This window comes from Olivibacter sp. LS-1 (assembly GCF_008245145.1).
GTDB lineage: Bacteria > Bacteroidota > Bacteroidia > Sphingobacteriales > Sphingobacteriaceae > Olivibacter > Olivibacter oleidegradans.
Genome location: NZ_CP041643.1, coordinates 3051255 through 3068905 on the forward strand (window position 1 = coordinate 3051255; position 17651 = coordinate 3068905).

General features: G+C 41.9%; 11 protein-coding genes. All 11 read left to right on the forward strand.

Features of this window, described 5'->3' with window-relative positions; translation table 11 throughout:
• Positions 1–216: 216 nt before the first annotated feature.
• The 11 genes from FKG96_RS12180 (at position 217) to FKG96_RS12230 (ending at position 17569) form a co-directional block, all read left to right on the forward strand.
• Positions 217–1488, forward strand: a complete 1272-nt coding sequence (locus FKG96_RS12180) for a Gfo/Idh/MocA family oxidoreductase (protein WP_013666218.1) — start codon at positions 217–219, stop codon at positions 1486–1488.
• Between the two features lie 33 nt (positions 1489–1521).
• On the forward strand, positions 1522–4917 hold the full coding sequence (locus FKG96_RS12185; RefSeq protein WP_130857319.1) for a DUF1080 domain-containing protein: 3396 nt from the start codon (positions 1522–1524) through the stop codon (positions 4915–4917).
• Between the two features lie 537 nt (positions 4918–5454).
• Entirely contained in the window at positions 5455–6039 is a 585-nt protein-coding gene (locus FKG96_RS12190) for an RNA polymerase sigma-70 factor (RefSeq protein ID WP_013666220.1), read from the forward strand.
• A gap of 296 nt (positions 6040–6335) precedes the next feature.
• Positions 6336–7358 (forward strand): FecR family protein, encoded by a 1023-nt coding sequence (locus FKG96_RS12195; protein WP_130857320.1) that lies wholly within the window; start codon positions 6336–6338, stop codon positions 7356–7358.
• A 174-nt stretch (positions 7359–7532) separates the two neighbouring features.
• Positions 7533–10922 carry a SusC/RagA family TonB-linked outer membrane protein gene (locus FKG96_RS12200; RefSeq protein WP_149105561.1) on the forward strand — a complete coding sequence of 1130 codons (3390 nt, stop codon included), beginning with the start codon at positions 7533–7535 and terminating at the stop codon, positions 10920–10922.
• A gap of 17 nt (positions 10923–10939) precedes the next feature.
• Positions 10940–12487: a SusD/RagB family nutrient-binding outer membrane lipoprotein gene (locus FKG96_RS12205; protein WP_130857322.1), complete on the forward strand. Its 1548-nt coding sequence runs from the start codon at positions 10940–10942 to the stop codon at positions 12485–12487.
• Between the two features lie 14 nt (positions 12488–12501).
• A complete protein-coding gene (locus tag FKG96_RS12210) occupies positions 12502–13761 on the forward strand; it encodes an amidohydrolase/deacetylase family metallohydrolase (protein ID WP_165447037.1) in 1260 nt (419 codons plus the stop codon).
• Between the two features lie 40 nt (positions 13762–13801).
• Entirely contained in the window at positions 13802–14257 is a 456-nt protein-coding gene (locus FKG96_RS12215; protein ID WP_130857324.1) for a RidA family protein, read from the forward strand.
• 10 nt (positions 14258–14267) lie between these two features.
• Complete coding sequence (locus FKG96_RS12220; RefSeq protein ID WP_242627315.1) at positions 14268–15194, forward strand: RraA family protein; 927 nt, start codon at positions 14268–14270, stop codon at positions 15192–15194.
• A gap of 24 nt (positions 15195–15218) precedes the next feature.
• Positions 15219–16340 carry a bile acid:sodium symporter family protein gene (locus tag FKG96_RS12225; RefSeq protein ID WP_149105562.1) on the forward strand — a complete coding sequence of 374 codons (1122 nt, stop codon included), beginning with the start codon at positions 15219–15221 and terminating at the stop codon, positions 16338–16340.
• Between the two features lie 11 nt (positions 16341–16351).
• Positions 16352–17569 (forward strand): aminotransferase class V-fold PLP-dependent enzyme, encoded by a 1218-nt coding sequence (locus tag FKG96_RS12230; RefSeq protein ID WP_130857326.1) that lies wholly within the window; start codon positions 16352–16354, stop codon positions 17567–17569.
• The last annotated feature ends 82 nt before the right edge of the window (positions 17570–17651 follow it).

Genomic DNA, 17651 nt, shown 5'->3' on the forward strand with positions numbered 1-17651 from the left:
ATCATGTCCTTCATTTATCGGATAAACGATAGTATCTCCGAGAAAAAAGGTCATTTTGTCTGTCCGGTTAATTAAATAGAGAGTAATAAAGAGACTTTTAATTGCAGAGAAAATCATCAAGCATAGTCAATACTTAAAACAACAAATCGAATGGATTTTTCTTAAATCGAACTTATTTTTTGAGAGAGGATCCTGAAACCAAAAATTAAAGCACAAATGAAAGAAAAAAGTACCTCGAGAAGGGATTTTATCAAGAAGTCTGCCCTAGCAGCGGCAGCATTTAGCATCGTCCCGCGGTTTGTACTGGGAGGACAGGGATATTTGGCTCCGAGTGACCACCTAACAAAAGGTATTATTGGTGTTGGAGCTATGGGACGCGGTCATTTTTCCTATGCCGGCACCAAAACCGTTGCTATTTGTGATGTTGATACCAGACATTTAGCGATAGCCATGAAACAGCTGAATGATAGTGGTGTTAAGCAACTGTCAGATTTCCGTGAATTGATTCAACTTCCGGAAGTGGATATCGTTCATATCGCCACACCGCCTCATTGGCATGGTATCATGGCCGCTGAAGCTGCACGTGCCGGAAAAGATATATGGTGTGAAAAACCCATGACGCGTACAATAGGAGAAGGTAAACGTGTAAAAGAGGCTGTGCAACAACATGGGCGGATTTTTAGATTAAACACCTGGTTTAGATTTAAGGATAATTTCTACGGAATGGCTGTTCCGGTAAAGAAGATCAAGAAATTAGTGGATTCCGGTATGCTCGGCTGGCCACTGAAAGTTACTGTAAGTAGACATACGGGATTTGATTGGAAATTCTATTGGGTCGGAAAAGAGAATTTGACGCCTGAACAAGTGCCTAGCGAATTGAATTACGATATGTGGCTGGGGCCTGCTCAATACAAACCTTATAATGCACATCGTGTTCATCAAACCTTCCGGGGCTATTGGGACTATGATGGAGGCGGTTTAGGTGATATGGGACAACATTACCTGGATCCAATACAGTATTTCCTAGGGAAGGACAATGAAAGCCCGATTTCGGTTGAAGTAGACGCTCCACAGCAACACAGCGACGCAGTTGGCACGTGGCGACGAATTGAATATACCTATGCTGATGGATGTAAAATTATCCTCGACGGTGAAGGGAAAGATAAAGATGTGCCTTATATCGATGGGCCTAATGGTAAATTATATCCCGGGTTTAAATCGGATATCCCGGACATGGAACGTAAACTAGCGACATTCCCCGAACCGGAAGAGCAAGTGGTCGACTTTGTTGAAGCAGTGAAAAAGAGACAGAAATTTGCATTAAACGAGGATAATGGTTATCGTTCTTGCACCTTGGTAAATATGGGTTTAGCATCTGTAAGGTTAGGTAGATCCTTAAAATTTGATCCAGATAAGCAGTTATTTGTTGATGATGAAGCGGCCAATCGTTTAATTGACCAACCGATGCGTGGCCCATGGACTATCTAATGTATTTAATTATCACGAACTATTAAAACCAATATGAAGAATTATATATATGCTTCTATCCTTGCTTTTATGCTCGCCAACCCACCGGCTTTTGCGCAGCAAGATGATAGGCGTACAGCGACGACCAAAATAGCAGATTTGTTAGCCACACAGCCCGCTCAGAATGCCGATAAGCTGAATGCTGCAATGGCCCAATTAGACAATTTTACGGCTGCTGATATCAGCGCACTGCTTTTATCTTTAAAGCCACAAGGCGGGGACAACGCAAAAATCGAATATGCAACCAACAGCTATTCCTATTTTGTTATGCAGAATGGAAAGGAGTCAATGCGTTCCAAATTTGTCCAGGGCGCTTTGGATGCCTTGGGGAAAATGCAGGATAAAAATAATAAAGGGTACGTGCTGAATCTACTCACTAATGCAGGAAAAGACGATGCCGTGTCTGCCGTTTCTACGTATTTACAAGATGAATATTTAGGGGATCGTGCTGCACGGACTTTGGCACGAATTCGTTCCGATGAGGCGGGAAAAGCTCTTATGGCTGCGTTACCGTCTGCAAAAGGAAGAAATATAACCTACATACTGGAAGCTATTGGCGATGCCGATTATGTGCCTGCAGCGCCCACCATTGTTTCATTTGCCACCGCAGAGGAATTAACGGTTAGGAAAACAGCGCTCTATGCATTAGCAAAATTGGCTGACCCATCTTCTGAGGAAGTTTTAAGGGCTGCAGCTGAAAAGGTTAACTTCGGTTATGATGAATCAAAAGCGACCGCTTCTTATATTAATTACGCAAATAACCTACTCCTCAAAGGGAATAAGGAGCTAGCTGAAAAAGTAGCAAAAACTTTGTTGAAAGTAGATGATGAACATACACCTACGCGCATTGCAGGGCTTAATATTTTAACGCACATTTACGGAGCCGAATATGTTCCGGATTTGGTAAAAGCATCTAGAGATAAGGAGAAAGCATACAGCATTGCCGCTTTAAAATTAGCGCAGCCATATTTAAATGGCGCTGCTGTCGAAAAATGGGGGAAAGCAGTAAAAAAAGCGAATCCCGAAACGCAAGCAGCTATCATAAAAGCTTTATCAAATACAACAGACGATAGTGCACTTCCTTTTGTTGAAAAAGCCCTAAAGAGTGATGATACCCTTGTGAAAGTTACGGCTATTAAAGCCTATGGAAAACTAAAAGGGGTAGAGGGTACGCCTGAATTGTTGAAGTTATTATCAGAATCCAACCAAGAAGAGCGAGAAGCGGTAAAGGAAGCCTTTCTTACATTGAAAGGCGAAGGTTTAACGGGTAAGTTAGTGACTTCCTTAGCTACAGCAGTACCGGCAGATCAGGTGACAATTATGCAAGTACTAGCTAATAGAGGCGCAAACGAAAGTTTCACCGCAGTTACTGCCTTGCTGAAAAGCAGTGATCCGACGGTAAGAGATGCTGCATATAATACATTGCCCGCCATTTCGAAATCCGAAAATCTTGCCTCATTAACCTCTTTATTATCTACAGCAGGTAACGAAAACGAGATAAAATTAGTACAGCAAGCTATAGTTGCGGCCGTTCAGGGGAGTCCACAAAAGGAGCAGGATATCCAATCATTATTGGCCAGTTATCAATCGGCAAATCCGAACGGAAAAACGCTTTATTTGAACGTTTTTTCAGGAATAGGTGAAGGTAAAGCTCTACAGCCGGTTGTTGAAGTACTTGATGGAAATGATGCGAACTTAAAAGCTGCGGCAGTTGAAGCACTCGCTAATTGGAATGATCATGACGCGTTGCCTGAATTAATCAAGTTGAGTCGGGCGACAAGCGACTCAAAGCAATTGAATCAGATCTTAAACGGTATTGTACGATTGACCGCACAAAGCGACTTCCCGGCAGAGCAAAAAGTATTACTCCTAAGGGATGCTATGGGAGTTGCACAAAATACGCAGCAAAAAAGAATGATATTGGGTGCATTGAGCAATAATTTTACTTATAATGCACTCATCTTTGCCGGAAAATATTTAGACGACCCGGAGTTGAAATCCGCTGCAGCCATGGCGGTGTTAAACATCGCATTATCAAATCCTAGCCTCTATGGTGAAGAAGTGAGCGCCATCTTGAATAAAACGGTAGACGCGTTAAGCGGACAAGATAGCGATTATTTAAAACAAGCCTTAATTAAACATATCAATGAATTACCCAAGGGTCGTGGTTTTGTGTCACTTTTCAATGGCAAAGATTTAACAGGTTGGAAAGGTTTAGTAGAAAATCCCATTAAGCGAGCCAAAATGAGTGCGAAGGAACTATCTGTCGCTCAGCAAAAGGCTGATGAATTGATGCGGCGTGGCTGGTATGTAAAGGACGGGGTGCTTTACTTTAATGGAAAAGGTGATAATATTGCAACCATTAAACAATATGGTGACTTCGAAATGCTGGTAGATTGGAAGTTGAGTACCGTTGGTAAGGAAGGTGATGCAGGTATTTATCTTCGGGGAACACCTCAGGTCCAGATTTGGGATACCTCCCGCGTAAACGTTGGAGCCCAAGTAGGTTCCGGTGGTCTTTATAATAACCAACAGAACGAAAGCAAACCTCTTAAAGTAGCGGATAATGCACTGGGAGAATGGAATACCTTTCGTATTATTATGAAAGGCGATAAGGTGACAGTATATCTTAATGGGCAGCTAGTAACTGATAACGTTACCTTAGAAAATTACTGGGATCGAAGTCAACCCATTTTTCCTATTGAACAGATAGAACTACAAGCTCATGGAACTGAAGTCGCCTATCGGGACATCTATATTAAGGAAATACCTAGAAAAGAGATTTTTACTTTAGGCAATGAAGAAAAGGCTGCTGGTTTCAAAGTACTGTTTGACGGTTCGAACTTAGATAGCTGGACAGGGAATACAACTGCTTACACAATCAGTGACGAAGGAACGCTGGCTTGTTATCCCGTTAAGGACTCAGGAGGTAATTTGTATTCAAAAGAAGAGTTTGGTGATTTTATCTATCGCTTTAGCTTTCGTCTAACTCCCGGAGCGAATAATGGCATTGGTATCAGGGCCCCTTTAGAAGGCAACGCGGCGTATGAAGGAATGGAAATTCAGGTATTGGATAATGAAGCGGACATTTATAAAGATCTTAAGAAATATCAATACCACGGATCGGTTTATGGGGTAATTCCTGCTAAAAGAGGCTTTCTTAAACCGGTGGGAGAATGGAATGAAGAAGAGATTTACGTAAAAGGAAATAAGATCAAAGTCACGCTAAATGGCACCGTTATTTTAGAAGGTGACATTGCCGAGGCATCAAAAAATGGTACGTTAGATAAACTCGATCATCCGGGACTTAAACGAAAATCCGGTCATATAGGGTTTTTGGGTCATGGATCAGAGGTACATTTTAAAAATATCCGTGTTAAGCGGTTGTAGTTATCTGGTTATTAGTCGTTAGTTATTTGTTTCTGGTTATTAGTGTTGTGTGTTACTATTAACCTCTGTGACATATAAATAACGATTCGTAAAACAAATTCTGCAACTTATTGTTCTACCAACAAGGTTTAGGTTGGATAAAAGCAGAAAGCCCGGCGTTCCCAAGCGCTTTGGGCTTTCTGCATTTTTTGTATTGCCAGATCAGGGAGTAGTATCTTCTGTCATTAATGACTCGCAAAAAAATGTAGAATTATTTATCTAGCTACAGGGAATTCGCCTTTGGCCTATAGATGAAGGTGTATATATTAAAAGAGATTTCCCTAATCTAGCTAAAGTAATTTGCATTTAAAAAGCAATTTATCTAAGTTTGTTTAACTCATTTTATAGTCTTCCAAAAATAATACGCTGACCAATTATTTATCATATAAACGTTGCGGGACCTTCGTGTTTGGTTAAAAATAATAATGCAAATAATATCATTGACTTCATAAGGAAGCATGGTGACGTAACGAATTTTTTATGGTTTAAAGCTTGATTATGAAAGATTTAACAAAGTTTTCTGATGAAGAACTTTTCCATGCCTGTGTAGACGGGAGCGAATTATCCTTTGAAGAGCTATACAATCGTTATTGGTATAAATTATATGCCGAGGCGCTGAGACGATTAAGAAAGGCTGAGTTAGCAGAGGAAATTGTACAGGATCTGTTCACTAGTATATGGCTGAACCGCAAACGAATACAGATTCATAGTTCCGTTGCTGCTTATCTTTTTACATCTGTTAGGTACTTGGTAATAAGTGCTATACAAAAGGAAATAGTTAGAAAGAATTACAAAGAATTCTACAAAGGCAATTTTAGGGATTACGATAATTCTACCGAAACACGGCTAGCCTTTAACGAGTTACAAAATCAAATTGAAAACCATGTTCGATTACTACCCGACCGCTGTCGTTATATTTATGAGCTAAGCAGAAAAGAGTTTAAAAGTAATAAGGAAATAGCTGATTTGCTTGGCATATCGGAAAAAACGGTTGAAAACCAGTTGACCAAAGCATTAAGTAGGCTGAAAGTAGCTATGAAGCTTTATTCGTTTCATCTTTTATTGCTGTATTATTTATGTTAGATATGTTTAGAATTTCGTTGTTAAACGAACTCTTCGCCTTTTGTTTCGATCTTAAGGGTGACCAAAACCCAAGAGCGAAGCGATGAGCTCCCTACAGTCGACGTTGGTTTTGTGGAAGAAGTAACACGAATTTTTAAAGAAAATTGACCAAAGAAAGCCTTTCCTTAATTCTAATATCGCAACCATTTTGGCTTGTAGCTTAAAAAGATAATTTTTTTTACAACGGCGTAGGGGATAAAGGGCTTTGGGCCGACTATACAAATGGAAGCTATTATAAATAAAAGATATACTATAAAATGAAGAGCGAAATTTCCGAGGCTTTAATAGAAAAATACCTTAATAAGCAATGTAATGCAGAGGAAGTGAAACTAGTGGAGGCGTGGTACGATGCGATGGGTAACTCGTTATCAGCCGAAGAATTCGATCAAATACGGAAAAATAGCCTTTTGAAAGCACGGATGTTGTATAATATCAAAAGGAGAAGTGGTCTGTCTCTCCATAATGGCAGTGAGGGCGCGCCTTTTAAGAAAGTACATCGTAAAAATCGCTCTACCGGCGTTTGGGCCGCCGCTGCAGCAATTGTGTTAATCGCGTTCATATGGCTACTGTTGGGTGGCCAATTGGACAAAATTTTTAAAACAGATCCGGTGGTACTGGTTAAAAATGAAAGTAAAACCATACTGAAGCATCATTTGCCGGATGGAAGTGTGATTTGGCTAGCGCCACATTCGTCGCTGCAGTATAGCGGCACTTTTCAACAAGGGGTAAGAGAAGTAACGATGCGGGGTGACGTTTTTTTTGAAGTAGCCAAAGATCCGAACAAACCTTTTCTTATCAATAGTGGATCGTTGTTGACCAAAGTTCTTGGAACAAGTTTTCGCATAAGGAGCGCAGGCGATGCAGAAGAAGAGGTCTCTGTGGTAACAGGTATGGTAGCTGTCAGTCGCGTCGATGAAAATATAAGCGTCGCTGAAAAGATGCAAGGTAGCCGAGAGGTTCTGCTCGTAGCTGATCAGAAAGTACATTTTAATAAACACAAGGCCCATTTAGTTAAAACAAAAGAAACATCGCGTTCGTCAGTGAAAATGTGGAAAAAGAGGAGTATGTCTTTTGAAGATAAGCCACTTAAAGATATTGCTCACTTGCTTGACAGTACTTTCAATGTCCAAATTGATTTTCAGGATAAAAAACTTGAAAGTTATACATTGACTGCCGACTTTAATCAGCTAAACTTAATTTCCATTATGGAAATAATCAGTCAATCACTCAACCTGCAATATGAGATTTCCGGAGATCGCATCAGGTTAATAAAAAAGTAAATCATTCATGACCCTAATTACTATCCATATGAAAACTTAACAACTTATTATTAACTAATAATTAATACATAGTTACATAACGACAGTTGTGATATTTTAAATTATTAAAATATCGATATATGCAATTGTCATGGGCGCTATTTGCCTACATTTTAACCATCAAACAGCATTTATATGAGAATCAACCCGAGGACATCCACAACCATTCGATCCTGTCTGCTTGGACTAATAATTATACTTACGGCCATCCACGTCCAAACATTTGCAAAGCAACCTGAGAGCACATTGGATCTTTCTAAACGTATCAATTTAAGCGTAAAAGGGCAGGCTTTATTACAGGCGTTAAAGCTTATTGAAGAGAAAGCAGCCATTAAATTTATTTACAGTAAACAAATTATAGATTTATCGCAGCGCGTATTCATCGAAGTGCAGCAAGAGTCTTTGCAGCGAGTGCTTGATCAGCTTCTTACAGCCAAAAACATTCAGTACAAAGTTATCGAGAATCGGATTGTTTTAGGTAAATCCACCCCTGGTCTGAATCAAGAAATAGAGGTAAAGGGACTCGTAACCGATGCGCAAGGGCAGGGGATCCCGGGCGTGAGTGTACGCCTAAAGGGTAGTACCAAGGGTACAGTAACAGGGGCTGACGGTGCTTACCAATTAAAAGTGGAAGGGACAGGTGAATTAGAATTTAGCTATATGGGCTATGTGGGGCAAACCGTAGCTATTGGCGGTCGTCATGTAGTAAATGTACAATTAGTAGAAGATAATCAAGCCTTAAGTGAAGTAGTTGTTACCGCATTAGGGATTTCACGTGAAAAAAAGGCGTTGGCCTATTCGGTAGCCGAAGTTGGCGGTGACCAATTAACGCAGGCAAAAGAAGTGAATGTCGCTAATGCTTTGGTAGGTAAAGTGGCAGGTGTTGATGTTTCGGGTATGGCTACCGGCCCAGGTGGTTCGAGTAGGGTGATTATTAGGGGTAACGGATCATTGAGCGGAAACAATCAACCGCTGTATGTGATCAATGGAATGCCGATGGATAATTCGACACCGGGAGGTAGCACAAGTTCGACAGGAATGGGTTGGAATATTGACCGTGGCGATGGAATAGCGGGTATCAATCCAGATGATATTGAAAGTATCAGCGTTTTAAAAGGCGGTCCGGCATCTGCTTTATATGGATCGAGAGCCGCAAATGGCGTAATTTTGATTACTACAAAAAAAGGAGTAGCACAAAAAGGTTTAGGTATTGAGTTTAATAGCACCTCTACCTTTGAGCGTCCTTCCATGTACCCTGAATGGCAGTATGAATACGGACAGGGGATTGATGGACGAAAGCCTACCACACAGGACGAGGCGATTGCAACCGGCCGTTTATCCTATGGTGCGAGGATGGACGGGCAGCCCTATGTGCAATTTGATGGCGTAGAACGACCCTATTCGCCTGAAAAAAACAATCCACAACAATTTTATGAAACCGGGCAGACTTATATAAACTCGTTAGCACTATACGGAGGGAGTGAAGATCTGCGGTATCGTGCGAGTGTTTCGAACACGGATGCGCAAGCGATTGTACCGAACTCTACTTACAAACGACTAACTACCAACTTATCGGTCAATGCCAATATCGGCAAGAAGCTTCATTTGGAAGCCGTTTCACAATATAATTATGATCAAGGAAAAAACCGTCCTAAAGTTGGTTATGCAAATGATAATCCCGCTTGGGCTGTATATATGTTAGCAAATACAGTTGACATCATGTCGCTGGCACCGGGTTACGATGCTGAGGGAAATGAAGTCAGGTGGAATCCGGTGGCTGAAGCACCAAACTCTTGGTTTGTCGTAAATCGTTACCGGAATCACGATAAAAAGAACCGATATATTATGCAGGGAAGTCTTCAATACGATATTCTCGACAATCTTTTTATCAAGGGAAGCGCGAGTAGAGACTATTATAATTCAGAATTCGAAGCTATACAGCCCACAGGAACCGCTTTTAGACCCCTAGGTGCTTATCAAAGCTTAAGAGCGACCTCATCAGAAACAAATTACATGTTTACCTTGAATTACAATACAAGTTTCCGTGATTTCAGCTTGTCCGCGATGGCCGGCGGAAATATACAAAGGAATGAGTACGATCTGACAACGATTGAGGGAAGTGAATTCAGGGTGCCTAATTTCTACAGCTATACGAATTTAAATATTTTAACAACCACCCCTTTATATCAAAAAACGGGTATTAACTCAATTTTTGGATCAGCGGACATTGGTTATAAAGGCTTAGCGTATTTAACTTTCACGGGTCGACAAGATTGGTTCTCTACATTAAGTCCGCAAAACAATAGTATTTTCTATCCATCGGTAGGAGGAACCTTTGTTCTATCAGAAGCACTGAGCTTTCCCAAATCCATAAGTGGTTTGAAATTACGGGGCTCATGGGCACAGGTAGGTGGTGCGACACCGACCGCTTATATATTGAACGAATCCTATTCCATGGTACAGGGAGGACATAATGGAAGGCCGGTACAGGAATTGACGTCCGATTTAGTTAACAATCCAGGCTTAAGACCTTTGACCTCTACCACTTACGAATTTGGTCTTGATGCGCAGTTTTTCAATGGGCGTCTAGGGGCTGATCTTACTTTTTATAATCGAAAAACAACCGATGATATTGTTGAATCCAACATTTCTCAAGCTTCCGGTTATAATCGAGCCTTATTAAATGTAGGCGAGTTAAATAATCGGGGTATTGAAGTACTCTTAAGTGGTGCACCTATCAAAAAGGAAAATTTCAGTTGGGATGCCACCTATAACATTTCTTATAACAAAAGTGAAATTCAACAATTAGCGGAGGGGTTAGATGCTATAGTAGTAGGCGATGGTGTTGGCGGAGGAAGTATACGCAATGTGGTAGGTAGGCCTTATGGCGCTTTGTGGGGTTATCGGAAACTAACAGACGAAAATGGTCAAGTGGTATATAATCCGGAAAGTGGGTATGCGGTAAGAGGCCCGCTCGAAGAGATTGGTCAGGGTGTTCCTCCTTTAATTATGGGATTGAACAATACGTTTCGCTATAAGGACTTTTCGCTGAATGTATTGATCGACGGGAAGTTTGGTGGTATGATGTACTCCAATATGTATCAGTATGCCTACCGTTTTGGATTGCCGGAAGAAACCTTACCGGGACGTGAAACCGGTTTAACAGTGACCGGTGTTGACCCCGAAGGTAATCCATTCAGTAAAACGTGGGCCCCTCAAGACATTGATACCTATTATGATAATGACAAGTTCTATACCTCCATGTTTATGTTTGACAACGACTTCGTAAAGCTCAGACAGGTTATTTTATCCTACAATCTTCCGATAGAAAAATTCCGATGGGCGAAATTACAGGGTGCCACTATTTCCTTGGTCGGACGGAACCTATTGACTTTATATCACGATAAGCGAAATAAGTATTTCGACCCTGAGTCTAGCTATACTAACAGTAATGCACAGGGATTAGAGGCATTTGGCGTTCCCAGAACGAGGAGCTTCGGTATCAACCTAATTGTTAAATTTTAATCAATAGACCAAAAGATATGAAAAAGCTATTTCTACATGTGTTAGCGGTTTCGTTGTTCTGCTTCTTTTCTGCCTGCGATAAAGGTTTTGAAGAGATGAATGTTAACCCAAACGCTTCAACCACGGTGGTGCCTGAATACATGTTTACGAAGGCGCTATTAGATGGTGTGAGTTTCAATTATGTCGGTGCTGCTTATTTAACAATTGGCGGATCGATGCAGCAGACGGCTACCTATAAAGAAGTACCCGCCGCAGGCGATAAATATTTTAATGAAACCTATTCATACAATAGTTGGGAGGCTTATTCTACAGCCGTTATTGAAATAAAAAAAGTGATCGATGCAGTAAGCGCCAATCCCGAAGACATTAATAAATTGGCTATTGCACGTATTTGGAAGGTTTTAATATTTCACAGGCTTACTGACTTATATGGCGACGTTCCATATACCGAAGCAGGTTTTGGTGCTAGTAACCAAAATTACACACCGAAATATGATGTGCAAGCCACGATTTATAACGATTTATTGAAAGAATTGGAAGAGTCGGCCAATACGTTGGATCCGGATTTACCAACTTTTGGCAATGGCGATTTGATTTATGCCGGAAACGTTACGAAATGGAGGCAATTTGCATATTCATTGATGTTACGCCTGGGCATGCGTTTGACAAAGATAGATGCGACGCTTGCAGAAAGTTGGGTAAGAAAGGCAATCGCGGGAGGCGTAGTTATGAATGATAACGATTTGGCACGCATTCAATATGTAGATGGATCGCAAGTAGCACAGCGTAATTTCATTGCAACAGCTCTTTTGAATACGGATTATCTCAATCCGCAAGCGGTGGATAATATAGAAGGGGGTAAACTGGCCAAAACCTTTATTGATCATCTGAAAGAGACGCAGGATCCGCGATTAAATGCAATTGCTGTCGTCTGGGTACGTAACGCAACAGGTACCTATGTAGCGGACACCAGTTCAGCGATTCAAAAGGGGATGCCCAATGCTGCTTTTAATTCATTTCCTGCCGATTTTGCAAGTTATTCGGAACCGAATCCAAACACGATTCTACGTTACGATGCCCCTCATTTGGTTTTAACAAATGCCGAAACGAATTTATTACTCACGGAAGCCGCTCTCCGCGGATGGTATGATGGTAATCCCGCGCAAACTTATGAAGCTGCGGTACGCGCAGCAATGCATCAATGGAGTTTATTTGGTCAACATGGGGAGATCAGTGAAGCTCGGATTAATTTCTACTTATCACAACACCCATTTAATAATCAGGGCACTTTCGAAGAAAAGCTTGAACAGATTTATACCCAATTATGGGTGTCCTTATTCTTACAAGATGAATATGAAATTTTTGCTAATTGGCGCCGGACGGGTTACCCCAGCCTGACTCCGACTAACTATCCGGGAAACCTGACAGGAGGAACCATCCCCCGACGTTTTGTGGTGCCACTAACTGAAGAAAGTTACAATCGCGATAATTTTAATGAAGCAAAACAACGGCAAGGAGGAACAAATGCCTTAACCAGTCGTGTATGGTGGGATCCCGCGAACTAATCAGCAGAAGCATTATGTATAAAAAGATCATATTTTTTATTACGCTAACCGTTCTTAGCGCAACATTATGCGCGCAAGACTACGCGATACTTATTAAAGGTGGGCACGTCATCGATCCGAAGAATGGTATCGATGAAGTAATGGACATTGCCATTAAGGACGGGAAAATTGTCCAGGTGGCTAAAAATATTCAAGGAAAGGCTACACAAGTTGTCCTCGCGGAAAAACTGTATGTAACACCTGGTTTAATCGATATTCACGCGCATCATTTTTTCGGGACCGAACCGCATAGTTACCTGAGAAATAGTTATACGGCTATTCCACCGGACGGCTTTACTTTTCGCAATGGCGTTACCACGGTCGTGGATGCCGGAAGTCCCGGTTGGAGAAATTTTCAGCTTTATAAGGATCAGACAATAGATCACTCAAAAACCCGCGTACTTGCTTTCTTAAACATTATTGGTGAAGGAATGCGCGGTGGTGCTTATGAGCAGGACTTAAAGGATACCGATCCAAAAATGGCCGCTTTGGTTGCTCGGCAATTCCACCCTTATATCGTAGGCTTCAAAGTAGCTCATTTTGAAGGCCCGGATTGGACAATAGTTGATCATGCCGTAGAAGCGGGGAAGCAAGCGGGTAATTTGCCGGTTATGGTGGACTTCGGTGGTAGTATACCACCACTACCTTTGGAAGACCTGCTCCTGAACCATTTAAGAAAAGGTGACATTTTAACCCATTGTTTTGCACAGATCAAAGGGCGCGAATCAATTGTCGATCCCACTGAAAAGAAAGTGAAGCCTTTTGCATGGAAAGCGCGAAAGGAGGGGCGGTATTTTGATGTGGGCTACGGAGGGATTAGCTTTTCCTTTAGCCAGGCAATTCCAGCTATCAAAGAAGGCTTCTATCCGGACGCTATTAGTACCGATATCCATACAGGCAGTATGAATAATGCGATGAAGGATATGTTGAGCGTGATGTCTAAGTGTTTGGTAATGGGAATGAGCTTGCAGCAGGTAGTTGCCGCCAGTACTTGGCAACCCGCTCAAATAATAAAACGACCGGAACTAGGTAGTCTGAGTGTAGGGGCAGAGGCTGATATTGCTATTCTGAATGTACTTAATGGAAATTTCGGATACTTTGATTATACAGGATACAAGATCAACGGAAAGCAGAAGTTAGCCTGTGAAATGACCGTGCGAGGTGGAGAGATTGTATACGATCTCAATGGGATCGCTAACCCTATAGTCGTTGCTAAAAAGCAAACGGAACATTAACAAAAACCATATAACAGTTTAACAATCAAATTTATTCATTATGAAAACAGAAAGAAGATCAGTCATTAAAAGATTGTTTGCCTCCATGGTAGGTCTATTAGGAGCTAATGCCATGCTTCGAGCTGAAAGCAAGTCGGCCACAAAAGAAACCTTCAATATAACTAAGCAGGACAATGTGCCTTTATTCTCGGGATCCACCAAATATAACGGATTAGTGTTTGTGGCCGGTAAAGGGGCACATTTCGATGGTGATATAAAAGCACATACAGATCATGTATTAAAAGAATTGGAAGCGGAACTAAAAAAGGCAGGATCATCGATGGAAAAGGTGCTGAAAGTCAACGTCTATCTGGCAGATCTTGGAGATTACAAGGCCATGAATGAGGTGTATCAAGGACGATTTGGCAGTAAACCGCCCGTACGCACTACCGTGGCGACTTATGGCGGGGTGCCCGGTGATTCGCTCGTGGAAATGGATTGCATAGCCTATGTTTAACATGAACAGAATGTACGTTAGGAAAAGTTTTTTTATGCTTATGATGCTGCTCTTTTTTGTTACTACCGGCGCAGCTCAGCAAATAACAAAAGAAGAACTTCGTTTTCTAACTTCCTCCTGGAAAGGGGAGCGTTACCGAGATGGGCGCCCGAAGATTCCTGATTCACTCCTTTTAAGAGCCGAGCGTATTGGTTTTGATGATGCTTGGACCATTCTGAGAAATGCGGGCTATTATAATCAATTTGAGGATGGGTGGAAAGCGATTCGTGAAAATGAGGTCTTTGCAGGGCGCGCTGTAACGGCCGCGTATATGCCAAGGAGGCCCGATATAGAAGATGCCATATTAGAGCGCGGGCATGAGAAAGGCCTTAAAGGAAGCACCAATGCGTGGCCCATTGAGCTACTGCAAAAAGGAGATGTGTACGTCGCTGATGGCTTCGGGAAAGTAGCGGGTGGAACCTTGATTGGACAAACCCTGGGAACCACCATCTTTCAGCGTACCGGTAAGGGAGTAGTTTTTGATGCCGGAGCACGTGATTTTGATGGTTTAGCCGACATAAAAGGTTTCAATGCTTTTGTACGTGATTTCCATCCGTCTTTTTTAGAGGAATCAATGTTAATGGGACTTAATACACCGATACGTATCGGCAAAGCGATTGTGTTACCTGGAGATTTAGTGTTGTGTAATAAAGAGGGGGTGCTTTTTATACCGGCCCACCTGGCAGAAGAGGTCATCGTCACTGCCGAATTTATCCAATTGAGGGATGCCTTTGGAAAAGATCGAATTCAAGCGGGGAAATACAGTGTAGGACAGATCGATAACCAGTGGGATGATCCGATAAAACTTGATTTTCTGAACTGGTTAAAGGAACAAGAAGATCGGGTGAGGCTTACCAAGAAGCAGCTGGATCAACTAATGGAAAAAAGAACCTGGTAAACATAATGAACCTAAATATTTGATATGAGGCAATTTTCATTTTACAAAGTCACTTTGTTGATTGCAATGGTGACGGCAATCCTGGCCATATGGGCTTACTGGACCCAGAAGCAATCAGTATGGGGCCCGAGCCTTATTATATGTTTGCTAGCAACGGCCTTATCTTTTCGGACCATTAAGTTGTTACAAGGGTATGCTTATTCAATGATGATATTTGCAATGGTTGCGGCGGCGCTGTGCTATCCCCAACACTTTGTAAGTGTTAACGGTTTTCCATTGGCTGAGCTGATCACTCCTTTGATACAGCTGATCATGTTCGGCATGGGGACTTCCATGAGCGTACACGATTTTGTGGGGGTGATTAAGCATCCAAAGGGCGTTTTTATTGGTGTAGTAAGTCATTTCATCATTATGCCCTGTGTTGGCTTTTTCCTGGCCAATGTAAGCGGCTTTTCTCCGGAAATAGCAGCTGGAATTATTCTGATTGGCTGTTCGCCCAATGGAATGGCCTCCAATGTGATGTCTTATATGGCTAAGGCCAATTTACCATTATCGATTACGATCACAGCGGTATCAACATTACTATCACCTTTGGTAACTCCGACGCTGATGAAGCTATTAGCCGGTGCATTTGTAGAAATCCATCTATTAGACATGATGTGGGATATTTTGAAGATGGTTATACTACCCATAGGTGCCGGTTTGTTATTCAATAGACTATTTCATGGCAAAGTAAAGTGGTTAGACGCATTTATGCCTAAAATCTCGATGGCAGGTATTGCTATTATCATTGCCATCATTACAGCTGCCGGTAGAGATAGTTTACTCCATATTGGTCCGCAATTGATCCTGCTCGTTTTAATACACAATTTAACAGGTTATTTCTTAGGCTATAGTTGCGGTAGACTTTTCCGTATGTCTGAGCGCGACTGTCGAACCATGGCAATTGAAGTGGGAATGCAGAATGGAGGCCTAGCCTCCGGTATTGCAAAGGAAATGGGTAAGCTAGCTACAGTGGGACTAGCACCTGCCATCTTTGGGCCTTTAATGAATATCACAGGATCATTGTTAGCTTCCTATTGGCAAAATAAACCACTAGCTACTCCTGACGCTGCGCTTAAAACGGTTAGCGAGCTTAAAAATTAAAAAGAATTATCATGAGAAGAAGAGAACTATTAAAATATTTGTCGATGCTGCCTGCCGGTGGATTCATCACCCCTTATGTAGACGGGAATAGATTATTATGGCTGGATAAGGAGCGGCGGGGTCGAGAGCTATTCAAAGAATTGGGCGTACGTACTTTTATCAACGCTGCCGGAACCTATACTGCCATGACGGGATCCCTTATGCGACCGGAAGTACTGGAAGCGATAAACTACAGTGCAACGGATTTTTGCATGCTGGATGAATTGCAAGATAAAGTAGGTGAAAAAATTGCGAGTTTGGTACATGCGGAATCTGCCGTCGTAACAGCAGGATGTTTTTCCGCTATGACTTTGGGATTGGCCGGAATATTAACGGGCCTTGACGAAGAAAAAGCAATTCAGTTACCCCACCTAATGGGAACCGATATGAAGTCGGAGGTGATCTGTCAAAAAGGGCATGAAATTGTTTATACCCATGCGCTTAAAAATACGGGTTGTAAAATTGTGATGGTAGAAACGAGGGAAGAGCTTGAGCAAACCATTAATGAACGAACGGCGTTGATGTTCTTTCTTAACGTACAGGCTGACAAAGGTAGCATCATGCACGAGGAGTGGGTCTCGATTGCAAAAAAACATGGTGTTCCCACCATGATTGATATCGCGGCTGACGTACCACCTGTTTCCAACTTGTGGAAATTTCATGAAATGGGCTTTGATTTAGTGTGCGTATCTGGAGGAAAGGCGATCCGTGGACCGCAGAGTGCCGGCTTATTGATGGGTAAAAAGAACTTTATACAAGCAGCGAGATTACATATGCCTCCACGTGGGTTTAATATTGGCAGAGGGATGAAAGTGAATAAGGAAGAAATTTTAGGTATGTATGTTGCCTTAGAGAAGTTTATCAACCTTGATCATCAACAAGAGTGGAACTTACAACAGGCTCAAATTGATCTGATCGCAACGGCAGCGCAAGCGGTTGAAGGTGTTACGACGGAGGTGAAGGTGCCTCCTTTGGGAAATGTGACACCAACGCTATATATCCATTGGAATGCAGAAAAGGTGAAAATATCGGGCAAGGAATTACAGCAACGTTTACGGAATGGAACACCTTCTATAGAAGTAGGTGGAGCTGAGGATACTTCTTTGATTTTAACTGCTTGGATGCTAAAGCCGGGACAAGAAAAAGTGGTAGCCAAGCGGCTGCGTGAAGAACTTTCGACAGCGGTTTAGTCGAAAGAGGTTGCTTAAAGGGCATAAGCAACAGGATAATTTGGTTGAAAGTCCGGTATTTAAATGCCGGACTTTTTTTATT

Coding starts and splice junctions, on each gene's coding strand:
- FKG96_RS12180 (WP_013666218.1), top strand. CDS start 217: ATGAAAGAAAAAAGTACCTCGAGAAGGGATTTTATCAAGAAGTCTGCC.
- FKG96_RS12185 (WP_130857319.1), top strand. CDS start 1,522: ATGAAGAATTATATATATGCTTCTATCCTTGCTTTTATGCTCGCCAAC.
- FKG96_RS12190 (WP_013666220.1), top strand. CDS start 5,455: ATGAAAGATTTAACAAAGTTTTCTGATGAAGAACTTTTCCATGCCTGT.
- FKG96_RS12195 (WP_130857320.1), top strand. CDS start 6,336: ATGAAGAGCGAAATTTCCGAGGCTTTAATAGAAAAATACCTTAATAAG.
- FKG96_RS12200 (WP_149105561.1), top strand. CDS start 7,533: ATGAGAATCAACCCGAGGACATCCACAACCATTCGATCCTGTCTGCTT.
- FKG96_RS12205 (WP_130857322.1), top strand. CDS start 10,940: ATGAAAAAGCTATTTCTACATGTGTTAGCGGTTTCGTTGTTCTGCTTC.
- FKG96_RS12210 (WP_165447037.1), top strand. CDS start 12,502: ATGTATAAAAAGATCATATTTTTTATTACGCTAACCGTTCTTAGCGCA.
- FKG96_RS12215 (WP_130857324.1), top strand. CDS start 13,802: ATGAAAACAGAAAGAAGATCAGTCATTAAAAGATTGTTTGCCTCCATG.
- FKG96_RS12220 (WP_242627315.1), top strand. CDS start 14,268: ATGTACGTTAGGAAAAGTTTTTTTATGCTTATGATGCTGCTCTTTTTT.
- FKG96_RS12225 (WP_149105562.1), top strand. CDS start 15,219: ATGAGGCAATTTTCATTTTACAAAGTCACTTTGTTGATTGCAATGGTG.
- FKG96_RS12230 (WP_130857326.1), top strand. CDS start 16,352: ATGAGAAGAAGAGAACTATTAAAATATTTGTCGATGCTGCCTGCCGGT.